Source organism: Polaromonas sp. P5_D5 (assembly GCF_054049435.1).
Genome location: NZ_JBFUMJ010000003.1, coordinates 522,237 through 537,869, shown reverse-complemented (window position 1 = coordinate 537,869; position 15,633 = coordinate 522,237). Strand labels below are relative to the sequence as shown.

Here is a 15,633-nt window from a genome sequence, read left to right as displayed (position 1 = left end):
ACAAAACAAGCAGCGGGCGCTCAGGGCGCGGCGCGCTCGACCAGGTATTCTCGGGCGTACCAGAAGGTTTCGGGCGACTTGAACGCGCCCAGCGTGCCTTCTTTTTCGTCCTGCCGTGAGCGCAGGTCCCAGCGCTGGTCGATGATGCGGCAACCGTCGCAGGGCTTTTGCCCGGCACGGCGCTGCACCAGGGCGTAGCGCGTGTTCTTGAACAGGGTATTCACGTCCTCGTAGTCCACCGGTTGCGCGGCAAAGTAGGGAACGATTTTGGCACCCGGAATGATGAACTCGTAGCGCTCAAAGTGCCCGTTGAAGTTGCTCGGCACCGACACGGACTGGCCTTTGAGCAATGCGTCGGTCTCGGGTCGGAAGTGGCCCATGTCGCCATTGAAGGGCAAGGTCACCCATGCGAGCGCAAAGAGTACGGCGAAGCTGCTCAGCGCAGCGACCGGGCGCGTCAGCTCACGTCTGATCATGCCCGCAATGCAGGCCACGGCCAGAGCCCCAATAAAGAGCCAGTAGAGCGATGAGTACAGTCCGGCATTCTGTGTGGCCCGCACACCGCCAAAGCCGATCAGTCCCATGGCCAGCGCGCCGCCCAGGCAGATCAGCAAGGTCAGGCTGAACCAGATGCGCGAGATGCGCTCCCAGTACAACGCGATCACTACGGCCAGCGCCGGCATGGCGGGGATCAGGTAGCGGGTGGAGCGCTGGGTGGGCACCATGAACACCAGCGCAAAGGCCAGCATCCAGAGCCACATGGCTTTTTCTGCATCGCTGATGGTCTTGCCAGTGCCCTTGCGCTGCCGCCAGGCGCGCCACGCCGCCACAAAGCAGCCCACGGCGACGGGTAGCAGGAAAAGGGCGTTGGAGAAGTAACCCGTCAATATCGTCAACACGCCGCTGCTGCCGCTGAACGCGATGGCGAAGTAGCCCTTGGACGAGTTCATCTTGCCGGCGTTTTCGCCGACGACGAACTCGCGCCAGACTTCTCCTGGTTGCGGGTCGATGGCAAACCACAATCCGAAGATTGCAAGTGCCAGCACGCAGATGGCTGTGACCTTGATGCCGTCGGCGACGATGCCGGGCCGGGAAATTGCCCAAGGGGCTTTTTGCGCACCCAGCATCTGGTAACACAAGGCCAGGCCGAACCCGACCGGCACCACCATGACAAATGATTTGTAGAGGCAGCCTATGCCGATGGCCAGGCCGGCGAGCAATGGAAATTTCCAGCGAGAGGCCAGCAACTTTGCCGGCGCCCAGGCAACGGCAAACAACACGCCAAACAGCCAGAAAGTTTCGGGTGCACTGGTGAGGTAGGGCCTGCCATAGCGGTAGGTGCTGAAGAACGACAGGTACACGATGGTCGCGATGGCGCCCATCGTCAGGGCATGGCGGCTGCTATCGGTTGAAGCGGCATGGCTGACCGGCTCTTCAGCGACAGTGCCGGTAGCCGTGTTGCGAACGATCTTCCAGGTCAGCAGCCCGACCATGAGCGAAATTGCCCACGTATAGACCACACTCGGCAGGCGCAGGTTGAGGAGCGTCCAGTGCCCGCCCCATCCGCCGGCGACCATCGCCTGCCAAAACAGCACGGGTGGCTTGGTGTTGCGCATGAAATCGTAGGAGCTGACCAGCGGAAGCCACTTGCCGGTCGCAGCCGTCAGCCGCGCGATATGGGCATAGACCAACTCATCGCCATTTCGCGGAATGTGGTCACCGGCAAGGCCAAACAGGTAAGCCAGCGCGACCAGCAGCGCCAGCGCTATCCAGATGCGGTGGGCCGGGACGCGGTTTTTCAGGGACTCAAGACTTGTCATGGATATCGGTGGATGGCGGCGCAGCGCCATCGGCATCAGGGGCCACGATTTTCGCGCGCCGGCGGCGAAATGTCATGCGGTCATTGGCCACAAAATTACACACGCTGGACAAGACAATCGCCAGCACATTGGCCAGCAGATAGTGCATGTACAGCGCCAGCCATTTGGTCAGTAGAGACTGCAGCACGATGGCCAGGCCAGCCGCCATCACGTACTTTGAAAAAAGGAAAAGTGCCGAGTGGTGCACCTCATGCTTGCGGTCGCGCCAGGTCAGCCGCCGGTTCCAGTAAAAGTTGCTGATGGTGGCGACCGTGATGGCCAGCGCGATGGAGTAGTTCAGCCGTGAATGGAAGTCGGCAATGTGGCTGAACAGGAATTCCTGGGCAACATACAGCACGGCGACATTCACCACCGTGCCGCTGGCGCCCACCACGCCGAACTTGATGAAGCGCCAGCGCGCCATGGGTTGCAGGCGCTCAGGCAGGCGGCTGACAAGAGCCTCTGCTATGGATCGGAGTGTTGTCATCGGAATGAGGTCAGGGCGTTGCCAGGCACTCGCGCGCCTTGGCCAGTACGGCTTCGGGCGCAATGACCTTGAGGCACTGGTTGTCGCCGTCGCAATAGGACGAGCGGTGGTTATAGGCAGTGAGGCAAGGCGAGCATGGCCACTGGCTGTAAAAGGAATGGCACTGCGGTGTAAGCGGCGCATACAGGCCCGGGGTCTCGGGGCCAAACAGCATCAGTGTCCAGATAGGCGTGAGCGCCGCGAACTGCCCGGGCCCGCCGTCGTTGGTGACCAGCAGGCTTGCCACATGAAAGAGCGCCAGCAGTTCGGAAATGGATCGCGTATAGCCAGTCAGGTCAATCACGGGGCTGCCCGGGAAGGCAGCCTGCACATTGGCCACCAGCTGCTGCGCCAGTGCCTGGTCGTCTTTCAGGCCGATCACGGCCACGGCGCAGCCGTCGGCCACCAGGCCTTCACACAAGGCGGTGTAGGAAGCCAATGGCCAGGCGCGTATCGGCAAGATGCCGCCGCCCGGATAGACCAGCACGAGAGGCTTGCCGGCAATCGCGGGAAAGTCCTGAGCCAATCGCGTCCGGATGCCTGGCACCAGCGCCGCATCCAGCTGTACGTGCGGCGGTGGTTTTCCGGTGCCTGCCGCGGCCAGATTCGCGGGCAGTTTGGACTTGGGAACGGCCGTGGAATCAATCGCGCGCGCCAGCGTCAGAAACTGCGCGCTGATGTGCTGGTAGGGGTTGTAGGGAACGGGTCGGTTGATGTGCGAACCGCGGTACAGGCCTTCCTGCGTGTGGCGGTGAAAGCCCACGCGGATGCGCGCGCCGCTGGCATACGACAGCAGGCTGCTGATCCGCGAGAACAGCTCGCAGTCAATCGCCACGTCAACATTCGCGCGCCGCAGCTCGCCAATCGCCTTCCACAGGCTGGACAGCAGGCCGCCCAGCGACTTGTCGTCCACCGTGTGCACGTTGGCCGGGTCCACCACCTGCATGAGGTCGAGGATTTCGCGGTTCTTGCCGAAGAGCAGGGCATGCAGCGGCGCGTCGGGATACCGCTGCTTCAGGCGTGCGAACATGTCGTGGGCCAACACCAGGCTGCCCATCTCCGACAGCAAAATGACCACGATGGCACGCGGCGCGGGATCGGCGCCGGAGCGGAATTGCCGCAGTACGGCATCGACGCCCGATATTGCTGCGCACAGCGGTATGCCGACCCAGCGGTCAATCCAGCGTTGCAGGTTGATGTTCATCGTTTAAACGCCACGCTGCCTGTCGGCGTGGAACTGCGCGGTGAATTCACCAAAACGGCCGGCGTCCAGTGCGTCGCGGACTTCCTGCATCAGGTTCAGGTAGTAATGCAGATTGTGGATGCTCGACAGCATGGGGCCCAGCATCTCGCCGCAGCGGTCCAGGTGGTGCATATAGGCACGCGAGAAGTTCTTGCAGGTGTAGCAGCCGCAGGTCGCGTCGACCGGCTGGTCTTCGGTCTTGTAGCGCGCATTGCGGATCTTCAGGTCACCGAAACGCGTGAACATGTGGCCGTTGCGCGCATTGCGGGTCGGCATGACGCAGTCGAACATATCGACGCCGGCGGCCACGCCCTCGACCAGGTCTTCAGGCGTGCCCACGCCCATCAGGTAGCGCGGTTTGTTCGTCGGCAGGCGATGCGGCGTGTGCGCCATGATGCGCTGCATTTCTTCCTTGGGTTCGCCCACACTCACGCCGCCTATGGCGTAACCGGGCAGATCCAGCTCGACCAGGGCATCGAGCGATTCCTGGCGCAGGTTTTCAAACATGCCGCCCTGCACGATGCCGAAGAGTGCGTTGGGGTTCTCCAGTTTTTTGAATTCGGCAATGCAGCGGCCGGCCCAGCGCAGGCTCAGCTCCATCGAGCTGCGCGCTTCGCTTTCGGTGGTGATGTGGCCCTTGGTGTCGTAAGGCGTGCATTCGTCGAATTGCATCACGATGTCGCTGTTAAGCACCGTCTGGATCTGCATCGAGATCTCGGGGGTCAAAAACAGCTTGTCGCCGTTCACGGGCGAGGCGAACTTCACACCTTCCTCGGAAATCTTGCGCATCTCGCCCAGCGACCAGACCTGGAAGCCGCCGCTGTCGGTCAGGATGGGCTTGTTCCAGCTTTCAAACTTGTGCAGGCCGCCGAACTGCTGCATCACGTCCAGGCCGGGCCGCATCCAGAGATGGAAGGTGTTGCCCAGGATGATTTGCGCGCCCATGTCGTGCAGCGACTGCGGCATCACGCCCTTGACCGTGCCATAGGTGCCGACCGGCATGAAGATGGGGGTTTGCACCACACCGTGGTTGAGCGTCAGTTTGCCGCGCCGGGCGTAGGAGCCGAGGTAGGCGCCGGCCCCTTCGCCGGCCGGGGCGTCGGTCTTCAGAACTTCAAATTCGAGCATCTTGGGATTGTCGCAGGTGTATAGGGGTGTATCAGGCGCCTGCCAGAGGGGTTTTACGGGCCAGCAGCATGGCATCGCCATAGCTGAAAAAGCGGTATCGCCCGGCAATCGCATGCCGGTACAGCGCCATGATGTGTTCGTAGCCCGAAAACGCGCTGACCAGCATCATCAGCGTGCTTTTGGGCAGGTGAAAGTTGGTCAGCAGCAGGTCAACCACGGCAAATTCAAAGCCCGGGGTGATGAAGATGTTGGTGTCGTTGCAGTCGGGGCCGAATTTGGCGTGCGACTCCAGCGCCCGGACAGTGGTGGTGCCCACGGCCACCACGCGGCCACCACGCGCCTTGCACGCGGCAATGGCTTGCTGCGTGGCCAAAGGGACCTCAAAACGCTCGAAATGCATGGTGTGGTCTGCAATGTTTTCGGCCTTGACGGGCTGGAAGGTGCCGGCACCCACATGCAGCGTCACGCTCGCGCGCTGGATGCCGCGCGCTTCGAGTTGCGCCAATATGGCTTCATCGAAGTGCAGTGCCGCGGTGGGCGCGGCCACGGCGCCCGGGTTTTTGGCAAACACCGTCTGGTAGCGCTGCTCGTCGTCCGCGGAGTCGGTATGGGTAATGTAGGGCGGCAGCGGTACGTGGCCATGCTGCGCCATCAGCGCATAGGGGTCACTGCTCAGGCGGAAACGATACAGAGGCCCGCTTTCCTCGGGCCAGCGGCCCAGCAGCGTGGCGGTGAAGCCACCGTCCATTTGCAGCACCGCGCCCGGCAGGGGTTTTTTGCTGACCTTCATGTGGGCGGCGACTTCATGGCCGGCATCCGCATGGGGCGACAGCACGCGTTCGATCAGTAGTTCCAGTTTGCCTCCGCTGGCTTTCTGGCCGAAGAGCCGGGCTTTGACGACTTTGGTGTCGTTGAACACCAGCAGGTCGCCCGGCAGCAACAGGCCGGGGAGTTCGGTGAACCGTCGGTCCACTGGCAGGTCTTCACGCCCGTCAAGCAGGCGCGAGCCGCTGCGCTGGGCGGCAGGGTGTTGGGCAATGAGTTCTTCGGGCAGCGTGAAATCAAAATCGCTGAGGGTGAAATGGGGCTTCATAAACCTAGAAACCGCAGTTGGATGCGCCCGAGTGTGCCGCCCGCGCTGCGCCAGGCAAGGCGCGACAACGCTGTGGGCTGTTGCCCACAAGGCGGAGCAACGCCGCATGGTGCTGTGCGGGTGGCGCAATCGGGTGCATAGCGTTGTTATGCACAAGCTGAGTGCCAGCGAAGGGAGGGGTGACGGTATTCAAGCGGATTCTGAGAGGTTTGCAAGCGGTCAACTGCGGTTGCTAGGTTGACGGCACAATTGTCCCATGTCGCCTCCTGGTGCCTCCGTCCGAAAAACTGTCCCGCCTGAGACTGCAGTCGGGGACAACGCTGTGCTCCGCCCGCAGGTTGAGAAAGCCCCGCCCAAATCCCCTGCGCAAAAAGCCCTGGAGAAGCTGGGCCTGCGCCGCGACATCGATCTGGCCTTGCACCTGCCCCTGCGCTACGAGGATGAAACCCGCATCGTGCGGCTGGCGGACGCGCGGGACGGCGATCTGGTGCAAATCGAAGGCCAGGTGACGCACAGCGAGATCGCCTTTCGCCCGCGCCGACAGCTGCGGGTGACGGTAGACGACGGCAGCGACACCTGCGTGCTGCGCTTCATCAATTTTTACCCGGCTCACCAGAAAACGCTGAGCACAGGCGCCCATGTTCGGGTGCGGGGTGAAATCCGCGGCGGCTTTCTCAGCCGTGAAATGATCCACCCCAGCTTCAGGCTGGCCGGCGGTGAGCTGCCCGGCGCGCTGACGCCGGTGTATCCCACCGTGGCCGGACTGCCGCAAACCTACCTGCGAAAAGCCGTGCTCAGCGGCCTGGCGCGGGCTGATCTCCGCGAGACCTTTCCGCCTGAAGTTTTAGGTGAAAACAGGCTGCAGCCCTTATGGAACCTGCGCGAGGCGCTACAGTTTTTGCATCACCCCACGCCAGATGTCTCGCTGGCCACGCTGGAAGACCGCAGCCACCCGGCCTGGCAGCGGCTCAAGGCCGAAGAGCTGCTGGCCCAGCAGCTGTCGCAGCTGCAGGCCCGGCGCATACGCGCAGCCATGCGCGCACCTTCGCTGGTGGGCCCGCCCATGCGCGGCACGCAGTGCACGCTGCATGACCAGTTGCTGGAGCGCCTGCCTTTCCGGTTGACCGCCGCCCAGCAGCGCGTGTGCAACGAGATTGAAGCGGACCTGAAAAAAAACATCCCCATGCACCGCCTGTTACAGGGCGACGTGGGCGCCGGCAAAACGGTGGTGGCGGCGCTGGCTGCGGCACGCTGCATGGATGCGGGCTGGCAGTGCGCGCTGATGGCGCCTACGGAAATCCTGGCCGAGCAGCACTTCAGCAAGCTGATCGGCTGGCTGGAGCCGCTGGGCATCAAGACCGCCTGGTTGACCGGCAGCCAGAAAACAAAAGAGCGGCGCGAGATGCTGGCGCTGATCGAGAGCGGGGAGGCCGGTCTGGTCATAGGCACACACGCTGTGATCCAGGACAAGGTGAAGTTCAAAAACCTGGCGCTCGCCATCATTGACGAGCAGCACCGCTTTGGCGTGGCGCAGCGGCTGGCCCTGCGCAGCAAAATGACTGAAGGCGGGCAGGAACCCCATCTTTTGATGATGACCGCCACGCCGATTCCGCGCACGCTGGCGATGAGTTATTACGCTGACCTTGACGTCTCCACCATCGACGAGCTGCCGCCCGGCCGCACGCCCATCGTGACCAAGGTGGTGAGCGACGCGCGGCGCGACGAAGTGATCACGCGCATACGCGGGCAGCTGGCGGAAGGGCGGCAGATTTACTGGGTCTGCCCACTGATCGAGGAAAGTGAGTCCATTGACCTGGTCAATGCCACGCAAACGCATGAAGCGTTGAGCGCGGCCTTGCCCGGCGTCAGTGTGGGGCTGCTGCATTCGCGTATGCCGGTTGCAGAAAAGAAGGCCGTAATGAGCCAGTTCACCGCCGGGAAAATGGGCGTGCTGGTGAGTACGACGGTGATCGAGGTGGGCGTTGACGTGCCCAATGCTTCGCTGATGGTGATCGAGCATGCCGAGCGCTTTGGCCTGAGCCAGTTGCACCAGCTGCGCGGCCGTGTCGGGCGCGGCGCGGCAGCGTCGGCATGCGTGCTGCTGTATTCGACCGGCGATGCGTCCCGGCTCGGCGAGATGGCGCGCGAACGCCTCAAAGCCATGGCGCAAACCAATGATGGCTTCGAAATCGCCCGGCGCGACCTCGAAATCCGCGGGCCCGGCGAGTTCCTGGGAGCGCGGCAATCGGGCGCGCCGCTGCTGCGGTTTGCCGATCTCGAGACCGATGCCGCGCTGCTGGCCTGGGCACGCGAGCGGGCGCCACTGATGCTGGACCGGCATGCGGAACTGGCTCATCGGCACATCCTGCGATGGCTGGGGGGCAAAGCCGATTACCTGAAGGCCTAAGCACCATCCCGCGATACAGCGATTGAGAAAAGCAGCACAATAAGCCCATGACGCTGACCGAACTCAAATACATCGTCGCTGTGGCCCGCGAAAAGCATTTCGGCAAGGGCGCCGACGCCTGTCACGTCTCGCAGCCCACCCTCAGTGTGGCCATCAAGAAGCTGGAAGAAGAGCTGCAGGTCAAGCTGTTTGAGCGCAACGCCAACGAAATCACCGTGACGCCTCTGGGCGAAGAAATCGTGCGCCAGGCCCAGAGCGTGCTGGAGCAAGCCGACAACATCCGTGAAATTGCCAAGCGCGGCAAAGACCCGCTGGCGGGTGCGCTGCGGCTGGGCGTGATCTATACGATTGGCCCCTACCTGTTGCCCGACCTGGTGCGCCAGGCGATTGCGCATACGCCGCAGATGCCGCTGATGCTGCAGGAAAACTTCACCGTCAAGTTGCTGGAAGAGTTGCGTACCGGTGAAATTGACTGCGCCATCCTGGCCGAGCCCTTTCCCGACACCAACCTGGCCATTGCGCCGTTGTATGACGAGCCTTTCATGGCGGCGGTGCCCAGCGCCCATGCGCTGGCGTCCCGCAAAAGCGTGACGGCCGAGGAGCTCAAGAAGGAAACCATGCTGCTGCTGGGGACCGGCCATTGCTTTCGCGACCACGTGCTCGAGGTTTGCCCCGAATTTGCACGCTTTTCCAGCAGCGCCGAAGGCATCAGCAAAAGCTTCGAAGGTTCGTCGCTGGAAACCATCAAGCACATGGTGGCGGCGGGCATGGGCATCACGCTGGTGCCCCGACTGGGCGTGCCCAAGGAGGCTCTTGCCGAGCAGGCCGCAGCTGCCAGGAAACCCGCCAAGGGAAAACCCGCCGCAAGCCGCAGCAAGGTGGCAGCAGAGCAACCTTCGTTCATCAAATACCTGCCGTTTGACGGCGATGTGCCGAGCCGGCGCGTGGTGCTGGCCTGGCGTCGCAGCTTCACGCGATACGAGGCCATTGCCGCGCTGCGCAACGCCATTTACGCCTGCGAACTGCCCGGCGTCATCCGCCTGTCTTGAATCCCGTCTATGACCGGCATTGACGGCGGCTGTTGCGGCCGTCGTCCTGATTTCGTTAAAGTTATCCCTGAATTTTAAAAAAGGAAACACCATGGCCAAGTCTTCTGCCAAACCAGCCGGCAAAACCACCGGCAAGCCCGCACCTTCCATCAACATTGGCATCAATGAAAAAGACCGCGCAGCGATCGCCAAGGGCCTGAGCCGCCTGCTGGCCGACACCTACACGTTGTACTTGACCACCCATAACTTCCACTGGAATGTGACGGGGCCGATGTTCAACACGCTGCACCTGATGTTCATGACGCAGTACACCGAACTGTGGGCCGCGGTTGACCCGGTGGCCGAGCGTATCCGCTCGCTGGGCCATCCCGCACCGGGCTCTTACGCTCAGTTCGGCAAGCTGGCGTCGATTCCCGATGTGCCTATGGTGCCGCCCAAGGCGCTGGAGATGGTGCGTATCCTGGTGCAGGGCCATGAAGCCGTCGCACGCACGGCACGCGAATTATTTCCACTGGCCGACAAGGCCAGTGACGAGCCGACCGCAGACTTGCTGACGCAGCGCCTGACGGTGCACGAGCAGACGGCCTGGATGCTGCGCTCCTTGCTCGAAGAGTAAGTCTTGCATGCGCGTTTCAGACGAGGCTGATAACGGCAAATCAGCACCGCTGCAGGCAAACAGCGCGAGGGACGCTTCTTCGCCAGCAGGGGCCGCGGAACCGGCTTTGCCGGGCCGCAGGCGCAGCGCCCCCTCGGGGGGCAGCGCATTACACGAAGTGAAAAGCGTGGGGGCCAATTATTTGCAACTGATCCGCTGGAATCGCCCGGCGGGCTGGTTGCTGCTGCTGTGGCCGACCCTGTCGGCGCTGTGGGTAGCTTCGCACGGCTTTCCGGGCTGGCATCTGCTGGCCGTGTTTACCTTGGGCACCTTCCTGATGCGCAGCGCGGGTTGTTGCGTCAACGATGTGGCCGACCGCGATTTTGACCGCCACGTCAAACGCACGGCGCAGCGGCCCGTGACCAGCGGCGCCGTCTCCGTCAGGGAGGCGCTGTTGCTGGGAGCCGTGCTGGCCCTGCTGGCTTTTGGCCTGGTACTCACCACCAATACCGTCACCATCGCCTGGTCATTCGCCGCGCTGGCTGTAACGCTGGTCTATCCGTATGCCAAGCGTTATGTCTCCATGCCGCAGGCGGTGCTGGGGGTCGCTTTCAGCTTTGGCATTCCGATGGCTTTTGCCGCCGTACAGTCGCGCATTCCGCTGCTGGCCTGGGTGCTATTGCTGGGCAACCTGTTCTGGGTGATTGCCTACGACACGGAATACGCCATGGTCGACCGTGATGACGACTTGAAGATCGGCATGAAAACGTCGGCCATCACACTGGGGCGGTTCGATGTGGCGGGCGTCATGCTCAGCTACCTGATTTTTCTGTTAATTTGGGCTGTAGCCATTATGGATATTGCGCAACCAGCTATTTATTTAATAGCAATTACGGTGGCGTTCGGGCAGGCGCTGTGGCACGGCTGGCTGATCCACAAGCGCGAGCGCGATGACTGTTTCAAGGCGTTTCGGCTCAACCATTGGCTGGGCTTTACGGTATTTGCGGGAATTGCGCTGTCGTACCTGGGCCGTTGAGCCTGCGCCGAAACAGACGGCCATAAAAAAGCCCGCATCTGCGGGCTTTTTCAATTCCTGCCGCCTGATCAAGGGCTCAGCGGAACTTCATCCGCAAATTACACCGATTTTTTGGCTTTTGCCTTGGCCTTGTGCTTGACCTTGTGTTTGGCTTTTGCCTTGGCTTTTGTGGGCGCGGCGGCTTTTTCGGCAGGTGCGGCGACAGGGGCTGCTGCGGGTGCGGCGGCCTGGGCCGCTGCTGGCGTGGAGATCACGGCCAGGGGCATGGCGAGGACGGCTGCGCTGATGAGGGTGGACAGTAATTTGTTCATGGGGAAGCTCCGGATGTTGGAAAAGTTATGGTGCGGGTGTTGCCGGGTGAACTGTCCACGAAGGACCAGGGCAGCCGTGACAGACGCTCTTCTTCAACGTCTTCCCTCGCAGGGCGGTTGACTTGCCCGGCCGCGGTCATCCGCAAATCCCATGGCCACGTGCTGCCACGACAAAAGAATCATATTGCTATTAATTCAGGGGCTTAAGAGGCAAAGTTCATCACCAGAAGACACCTGCGGGTCAACCGCGGCAACAATGAGTTTGCCCGGGGCTCAGTTCACGTCAACGGTATCGAGAGCTTCTGGCGCTATGCCAAGCGACGTCTGGTGCAGTTCAGCGGTGCACTCAGGCACACCTTCTAACTGCACTTGAAGGAAACCGAGTTCAGGTTCAACCACCGCCACTGCAGCCTGTACAAGTCGCTGCTATCCTTGTCGGGAAACAATCCTCTTTAACGGGATTTTTGCTTCTTAAGCCCCTGATTGATGGCGATCGGTGCGCTTTCACGCTCGGTTGAGCCGCCAGAGCCTGGGGATTTGCCCGCTCGTCAGAACTGTTTCGATTCGCCACCAGCCAGAAGTCCCCAGCCCCCGGCATCGCCAGATAGCTCAAAATACCCTCCATGACCTTCGATGCAGCCAACCCACCCCGTTTCTGGCCCGATCTGAAAAGCCCTGACTTTTCGCGCCTGGACTTGGCCCGCTGTATTGCGGTGCTGCCGGTGGCCGCGGTGGAGCAGCACGGCCCGCACCTGCCGCTTAATGTGGATGCGACGTTGGTGGAAGGTGTGATTGCAGCCGCTTTGCCGCATTTACCCCCAACGCAGCCGGTGCTGTTTTTGCCCACGCAGGCGGTGGGCTTTAGCCCCGAGCACGATCGCTTTGCCGGCACGCTCACGCTAAAAGCCGAGACCGTGATCCGGCTCTGGACCGAGCTGGCCGAATCCGTTGTGCAAACGGGGGTCAAGAAATTGGTGCTGCTCAATTCGCACGGCGGCCAGGTTGGCCTGCTGGACGTGGTGGCGCGCGACCTGCGGGCCCGGCTGGGCATGCTGGTCTACAGCGTGAACTGGTTCAACCTGCCGCTCACAGGTGAGGATGGCAAGTCCGTGAATGATTTGTTCAGTGCCGAAGAGCACCGCTTCGGCATCCACGCCGGCGAGATCGAAACCTCCATGATGCTGGCGCTCAAGCCGGGTCAGGTCGACATGGCCAAGGCGCAGAACTTTCACTCCACTTCACAGGACAGGGCTGCGAAGTTCAGCATCCTGGGTGACGGCCGCAGCGCCAAGCTGGCCTGGCAGATGCAGGACTACAACCCGCAGGGTGCGGTGGGCAATGCGGCTGCCGCTACAGCAGACAAAGGCCGCGCCCTGCTGAATGCAGCGGGGCGCAGCCTGGCGCGGCTTCTGTCGGAGATCGACCAACTGCCGGCTGATACGCTGAGCGATAAAACCGCGTTCTAGGCTGTTGCGGGGCGGGTATTTAGCGCAGGATCACGGTCTGGCGCTTCCACGCGGCGTCCTGCGAACGGGCGAAGGCCGCCAGCGTTCCCGGGTCACCGGCCTGCTTCTCGGCCGTCAAGCTGTCCATGCGCGCCACCTCGAAACTGCGGCGCAGGCGCCCGGCAATGCGGGTCTCGCGGGCCAGCAGCATGTGAGGCGTGCCGCGCACCCAGCCGGCAAATTCCACATAGCCCAACTCGGGGCCATTGCTGGCGGGCGGCAGCACCTCAATCGTCCATTGCCCGGATCTTTTGCGAAACACCCACAGCTCGCGCCAGGCGTCCAGCGGCTGCACCGCGAGCGCCAGGGCCTGGCCATCCGGGTGGGCGCTGGCGGACGCGGTCCACACGATGCCGTAGGTGCAGCGCCTGGCCACGGCCTCCTTGCCGGGTTTGCCGTCGGCCTTGTTTTCGTACAGCGCCACGCAGGTTTCGCCGGCCTGGCCCGTCTCGGTGGCTACCGTCAGTTTGGCGAAGCGGGGTAGCGCGGTTTCAGCGCCCCATCGTGAGGCGCCCACTCGAATCGCCGCGTCGTTGTAGTCCTGCCTGTCGTTGTCCGTCAGCTCCAGCTTGTTCACCGCCGCGAGTTCCGCCAGGGCGCGCTGGGCGGCTGCCGTGGGTGCTTCGGCCCGGCGCGCCTGCTCAAACGCCAGGCTGGCGTGCACGCCGGCACGGCGCAGGCGCAAACGGTTTTTGCTGACTTCAGGCAACTGGGCGAACTGCGCGGCGCTGACCTTGTCCAGCACTTCGGCGCGCCACTGGTCTTGCGTGAAGCGGTCCTGCGGATGCAGGTCGGGGCTCATGCAGTCGGGGCGGGTCACGGCCAGCGCGGCGCGTGCGCGTTGCTCGGCGTCGGATGGCAGCGCCAGCACACGGCGAAAGGCCTCGCCGTTGTAGCAAAGCTGCATGCTTCCGTTCTGCTCATAACCCTTAAAGTTCACGCCATAAAAGGTGGCCACTTCCATGTGCGCAGAGATCACGTCACTCGTGGCCTTGCCGTGCTTCATGGAGGCGCGGCGCGCCAGGCGTTCGGCCATGGTGCCCAACGCATCAAAGGCTTCCGCGCCTATGGCGTCTGCCGGCGCGGCCTTGAGGTAAGCGGCCGTGTACGCAATGCCCAGGGCTTCGGCGCCCGGGCTTTCGCGCAGGAAGCGCACCACCGAGAGGAGCTGCGGCGCGTCCTCGGGCTGCAGCGAGACCGTGCGAACCTGACTCACGTGGATGAAGCCCGCGCGTTCACGCCTGTGGTCGTAGACCTGCAGGTAATCCATGCGCTGGCCGCGGATCTCGAGCGCGTCGCCTTGCCACAGGGCCGCCTGCTGTGCGGCCGAATCACGCGGCGCGGCGCGCAGGGTGGCCTGGTCCTGCGTCACGATGGCGAGGGTAAGAAGTGCGGTGGTGATCATTATTCGGCCTCTTCTTTGTCGTTGTTGTCTTGCGTGCCGGCGTCGCGCGGCGCTTGCGCCACGGTGCGGCCGGCCTTGGGCGCGCCGCCCAGCAGGCCCGCGCCCACAAAGCCGCCGCTGGTGGAGGGCGGGGCGATGATCACGGTGATCTTGTCGCTCAGCTTGTCGGCCATGGTCTTCTGGATCAGCAGCGGGTGGCGCGTGATCAGCACGCCTTCGCGCGCCATCTGCTCGCTGTTGATCTTGCCCACGCGGTCCAGCCGGTAGGCTTCGGCATCCGCCAGTTTCTGGCGCGAATCGGCTTCGCCCGATGCCTCGATGCGCCGCGCCTGGGCGCTGCCCTCCGCCGTGCGTATGCGTGACTGCTTGTCGGCTTCGGCTTCGAGCTGGCGCTGCTCGATCTGCTTTTGCTTGAAGGGCAGGACATGTTTCATGGCTTCTTCCTGCGCTTTGGCTGCAATTACCTGTTCACTGGCGGCGGCCTGCGCATTGGTTTCACGGCGTATTTTTTCGGCCATCGCGTCCAGCTCGGTTTCCTTGACGCGCTTTTCCTTCAGGGCCAACGTGTAGCGCATCTTTTCCGTGGCCAGCTCTTCGGCCAGCAGCTTGTCCATGCCCTGGCGGTAGTCGGCGGGCAAGTCGACCTTGCCCATCTGCACCGTGCGCAGCAGGATGCCGTCGGCCGCGAGCTTGGGTTTGAGTTCGGCTTCGATGAGCTGCTGGATCTCGGCACGCTTGCTTGAGAAGATCTCCCGTACGGTGTAGCGGGTGAAGGTCTTGTAGATCACGCCTTGCACGGCGGGCTGTACGATCTGGCCGGCAATGTCGTCAGGCAGGTTTTTCGACAGTGCGTTCACCTTGGTGGGGTCCAGTGCATAACGCACCGTGATGTCCACACCCAGCGACATGCCTTCAATCGACTGGAAGGGCGAGGGGCCGTCGGCACGGCTGCTGCCTTCAGGGCGGTAGACCTGGTCGCGCAGCGAGAAGGTACGCACCTCGTGCAGGCCGGGCAGCAGCAGCAGGGAACCTTCGCGGAATTCGTCGACGCCGCCGGTCAGCTGGTTGGTGCGAATCGCCACGTCGCCGCGCGCCACCGATTCCATGGGAGGGTGCACCCACAGCAGGTAGCCGACCGCGCCCGCCGCGGCGGTGGCGATCATCAGGCCGCTGGCGCTGGCGGCGCGCTGCACCCCTGTGGCAGCGATACGGCGGGTGCCGCGCACCCCCCTGGAAAAGATGGCGCGGATGCGCAGGGAAATACGGCTAAGGCGTGGGTTCATGATGGGCTCCTCCGGTTGGTTTGGCGAGAGGCGCGGGTTGCGCTTTCTCTGGCCTCCATTGTTCGAATCGGGCCCGGAGCATTCAATGCGCCTGCGCGGTGTCTTTGCACGGTTTGGCGGCGGCAACCCTCCGCCAACGGAAGAAACACTCACACGGCCTGGCGCAGGCCACACCCATAATGGCGACACCCCA

At 63.0% G+C, this 15,633-nt stretch carries 13 protein-coding genes and 1 pseudogene; 6 read left to right on the top strand and 8 right to left on the bottom strand.

The features are described 5' to 3' along the window. Nucleotides 1–20 precede the first annotated feature (20 nt). From ACXJKE_RS15320 to queA, 5 genes are read right to left on the bottom strand one after another with little or no spacing between them, the layout of a single operon-like run. Nucleotides 21–1,820 carry an ArnT family glycosyltransferase gene (locus tag ACXJKE_RS15320; protein ID WP_457281442.1) on the bottom strand — a complete coding sequence of 600 codons (1,800 nt, stop codon included), beginning with the start codon at nucleotides 1,818–1,820 and terminating at the stop codon, nucleotides 21–23. Next, the gene (locus ACXJKE_RS15315; RefSeq protein WP_457281441.1) at nucleotides 1,807–2,346 is read right to left on the bottom strand and encodes a GtrA family protein; all 540 of its coding nucleotides are present in this window, start codon (nucleotides 2,344–2,346) and stop codon (nucleotides 1,807–1,809) included. Before ACXJKE_RS15315 ends, ACXJKE_RS15320 begins: the two co-directional genes overlap by 14 nt. 10 nt (nucleotides 2,347–2,356) lie before the next feature. After that, nucleotides 2,357–3,589, bottom strand: a complete 1,233-nt coding sequence (locus tag ACXJKE_RS15310; RefSeq protein ID WP_457281440.1) for a glycosyltransferase family 9 protein — start codon at nucleotides 3,587–3,589, stop codon at nucleotides 2,357–2,359. A gap of 3 nt (nucleotides 3,590–3,592) precedes the next feature. Further along, nucleotides 3,593–4,756 (bottom strand): tRNA guanosine(34) transglycosylase Tgt, encoded by a 1,164-nt coding sequence (gene tgt / locus ACXJKE_RS15305; RefSeq protein ID WP_457281439.1) that lies wholly within the window; start codon nucleotides 4,754–4,756, stop codon nucleotides 3,593–3,595. 31 nt (nucleotides 4,757–4,787) lie between these two features. Beyond that, nucleotides 4,788–5,849, bottom strand: coding sequence for a tRNA preQ1(34) S-adenosylmethionine ribosyltransferase-isomerase QueA (queA, locus tag ACXJKE_RS15300; RefSeq protein WP_457281438.1), 1,062 nt, complete (start codon nucleotides 5,847–5,849; stop codon nucleotides 4,788–4,790). A 256-nt stretch (nucleotides 5,850–6,105) separates the two neighbouring features. Here queA and recG point away from each other — a divergent pair, with 256 nt between their 5' ends. From recG to ubiA, 4 genes are all read left to right on the top strand, one after another. Next, nucleotides 6,106–8,256 carry an ATP-dependent DNA helicase RecG gene (gene recG / locus ACXJKE_RS15295; protein ID WP_457281437.1) on the top strand — a complete coding sequence of 717 codons (2,151 nt, stop codon included), beginning with the start codon at nucleotides 6,106–6,108 and terminating at the stop codon, nucleotides 8,254–8,256. Between the two features lie 47 nt (nucleotides 8,257–8,303). Further along, the gene (locus ACXJKE_RS15290) at nucleotides 8,304–9,305 is read left to right on the top strand and encodes a LysR substrate-binding domain-containing protein (RefSeq protein ID WP_457281436.1); all 1,002 of its coding nucleotides are present in this window, start codon (nucleotides 8,304–8,306) and stop codon (nucleotides 9,303–9,305) included. Between the two features lie 91 nt (nucleotides 9,306–9,396). Then, a complete protein-coding gene (locus ACXJKE_RS15285) occupies nucleotides 9,397–9,921 on the top strand; it encodes a Dps family protein (protein ID WP_457281435.1) in 525 nt (174 codons plus the stop codon). 166 nt (nucleotides 9,922–10,087) lie between these two features. After that, nucleotides 10,088–10,936: a 4-hydroxybenzoate octaprenyltransferase gene (ubiA, locus tag ACXJKE_RS15280; RefSeq protein ID WP_457281434.1), complete on the top strand. Its 849-nt coding sequence runs from the start codon at nucleotides 10,088–10,090 to the stop codon at nucleotides 10,934–10,936. 98 nt (nucleotides 10,937–11,034) lie between these two features. Here the strand turns inward: ubiA and ACXJKE_RS15275 are convergent, their stop codons facing one another. After that, nucleotides 11,035–11,247: a hypothetical protein gene (locus ACXJKE_RS15275; RefSeq protein ID WP_457281433.1), complete on the bottom strand. Its 213-nt coding sequence runs from the start codon at nucleotides 11,245–11,247 to the stop codon at nucleotides 11,035–11,037. Nucleotides 11,248–11,475: 228 nt separating this feature from the next. On the opposite strand from ACXJKE_RS15275, the pseudogene ACXJKE_RS15270 reads away from it, so the two are divergent. Both ACXJKE_RS15270 and ACXJKE_RS15265 read left to right on the top strand, forming a co-directional pair. After that, nucleotides 11,476–11,703, top strand: a pseudogene (locus ACXJKE_RS15270) (IS1595 family transposase); the annotation flags it as partial. A gap of 167 nt (nucleotides 11,704–11,870) precedes the next feature. After that, nucleotides 11,871–12,713 carry a creatininase family protein gene (locus tag ACXJKE_RS15265; protein ID WP_457281432.1) on the top strand — a complete coding sequence of 281 codons (843 nt, stop codon included), beginning with the start codon at nucleotides 11,871–11,873 and terminating at the stop codon, nucleotides 12,711–12,713. 19 nt (nucleotides 12,714–12,732) lie between these two features. On the opposite strand, the gene ACXJKE_RS15260 is transcribed toward ACXJKE_RS15265, so the two are convergent. Together ACXJKE_RS15260 and ACXJKE_RS15255 are read right to left on the bottom strand one after the other, a co-directional pair. After that, complete coding sequence (locus ACXJKE_RS15260; RefSeq protein ID WP_457281431.1) at nucleotides 12,733–14,157, bottom strand: hypothetical protein; 1,425 nt, start codon at nucleotides 14,155–14,157, stop codon at nucleotides 12,733–12,735. Then, nucleotides 14,157–15,440 carry an SPFH domain-containing protein gene (locus ACXJKE_RS15255; RefSeq protein WP_457281430.1) on the bottom strand — a complete coding sequence of 428 codons (1,284 nt, stop codon included), beginning with the start codon at nucleotides 15,438–15,440 and terminating at the stop codon, nucleotides 14,157–14,159. Before ACXJKE_RS15255 ends, ACXJKE_RS15260 begins: the two co-directional genes overlap by 1 nt. Between the last annotated feature and the right edge of the window lie 193 nt (nucleotides 15,441–15,633).

What these genes read in the sequence shown, in the direction of transcription:
- ACXJKE_RS15260 (WP_457281431.1), bottom strand. Translation starts at nt 14,157, where the DNA reads ATGATCACCACCGCACTTCTTACCCTCGCCATCGTGACGCAGGACCAG.
- ACXJKE_RS15265 (WP_457281432.1), top strand. Translation starts at nt 11,871, where the DNA reads ATGACCTTCGATGCAGCCAACCCACCCCGTTTCTGGCCCGATCTGAAA.
- ACXJKE_RS15320 (WP_457281442.1), bottom strand. Translation starts at nt 1,820, where the DNA reads ATGACAAGTCTTGAGTCCCTGAAAAACCGCGTCCCGGCCCACCGCATC.
- recG (WP_457281437.1), top strand. Translation starts at nt 6,106, where the DNA reads ATGTCGCCTCCTGGTGCCTCCGTCCGAAAAACTGTCCCGCCTGAGACT.
- ACXJKE_RS15255 (WP_457281430.1), bottom strand. Translation starts at nt 15,440, where the DNA reads ATGAACCCACGCCTTAGCCGTATTTCCCTGCGCATCCGCGCCATCTTT.
- ACXJKE_RS15310 (WP_457281440.1), bottom strand. Translation starts at nt 3,589, where the DNA reads ATGAACATCAACCTGCAACGCTGGATTGACCGCTGGGTCGGCATACCG.
- ACXJKE_RS15275 (WP_457281433.1), bottom strand. Translation starts at nt 11,247, where the DNA reads ATGAACAAATTACTGTCCACCCTCATCAGCGCAGCCGTCCTCGCCATG.
- ACXJKE_RS15315 (WP_457281441.1), bottom strand. Translation starts at nt 2,346, where the DNA reads ATGACAACACTCCGATCCATAGCAGAGGCTCTTGTCAGCCGCCTGCCT.
- queA (WP_457281438.1), bottom strand. Translation starts at nt 5,849, where the DNA reads ATGAAGCCCCATTTCACCCTCAGCGATTTTGATTTCACGCTGCCCGAA.
- tgt (WP_457281439.1), bottom strand. Translation starts at nt 4,756, where the DNA reads ATGCTCGAATTTGAAGTTCTGAAGACCGACGCCCCGGCCGGCGAAGGG.
- ACXJKE_RS15285 (WP_457281435.1), top strand. Translation starts at nt 9,397, where the DNA reads ATGGCCAAGTCTTCTGCCAAACCAGCCGGCAAAACCACCGGCAAGCCC.
- ACXJKE_RS15290 (WP_457281436.1), top strand. Translation starts at nt 8,304, where the DNA reads ATGACGCTGACCGAACTCAAATACATCGTCGCTGTGGCCCGCGAAAAG.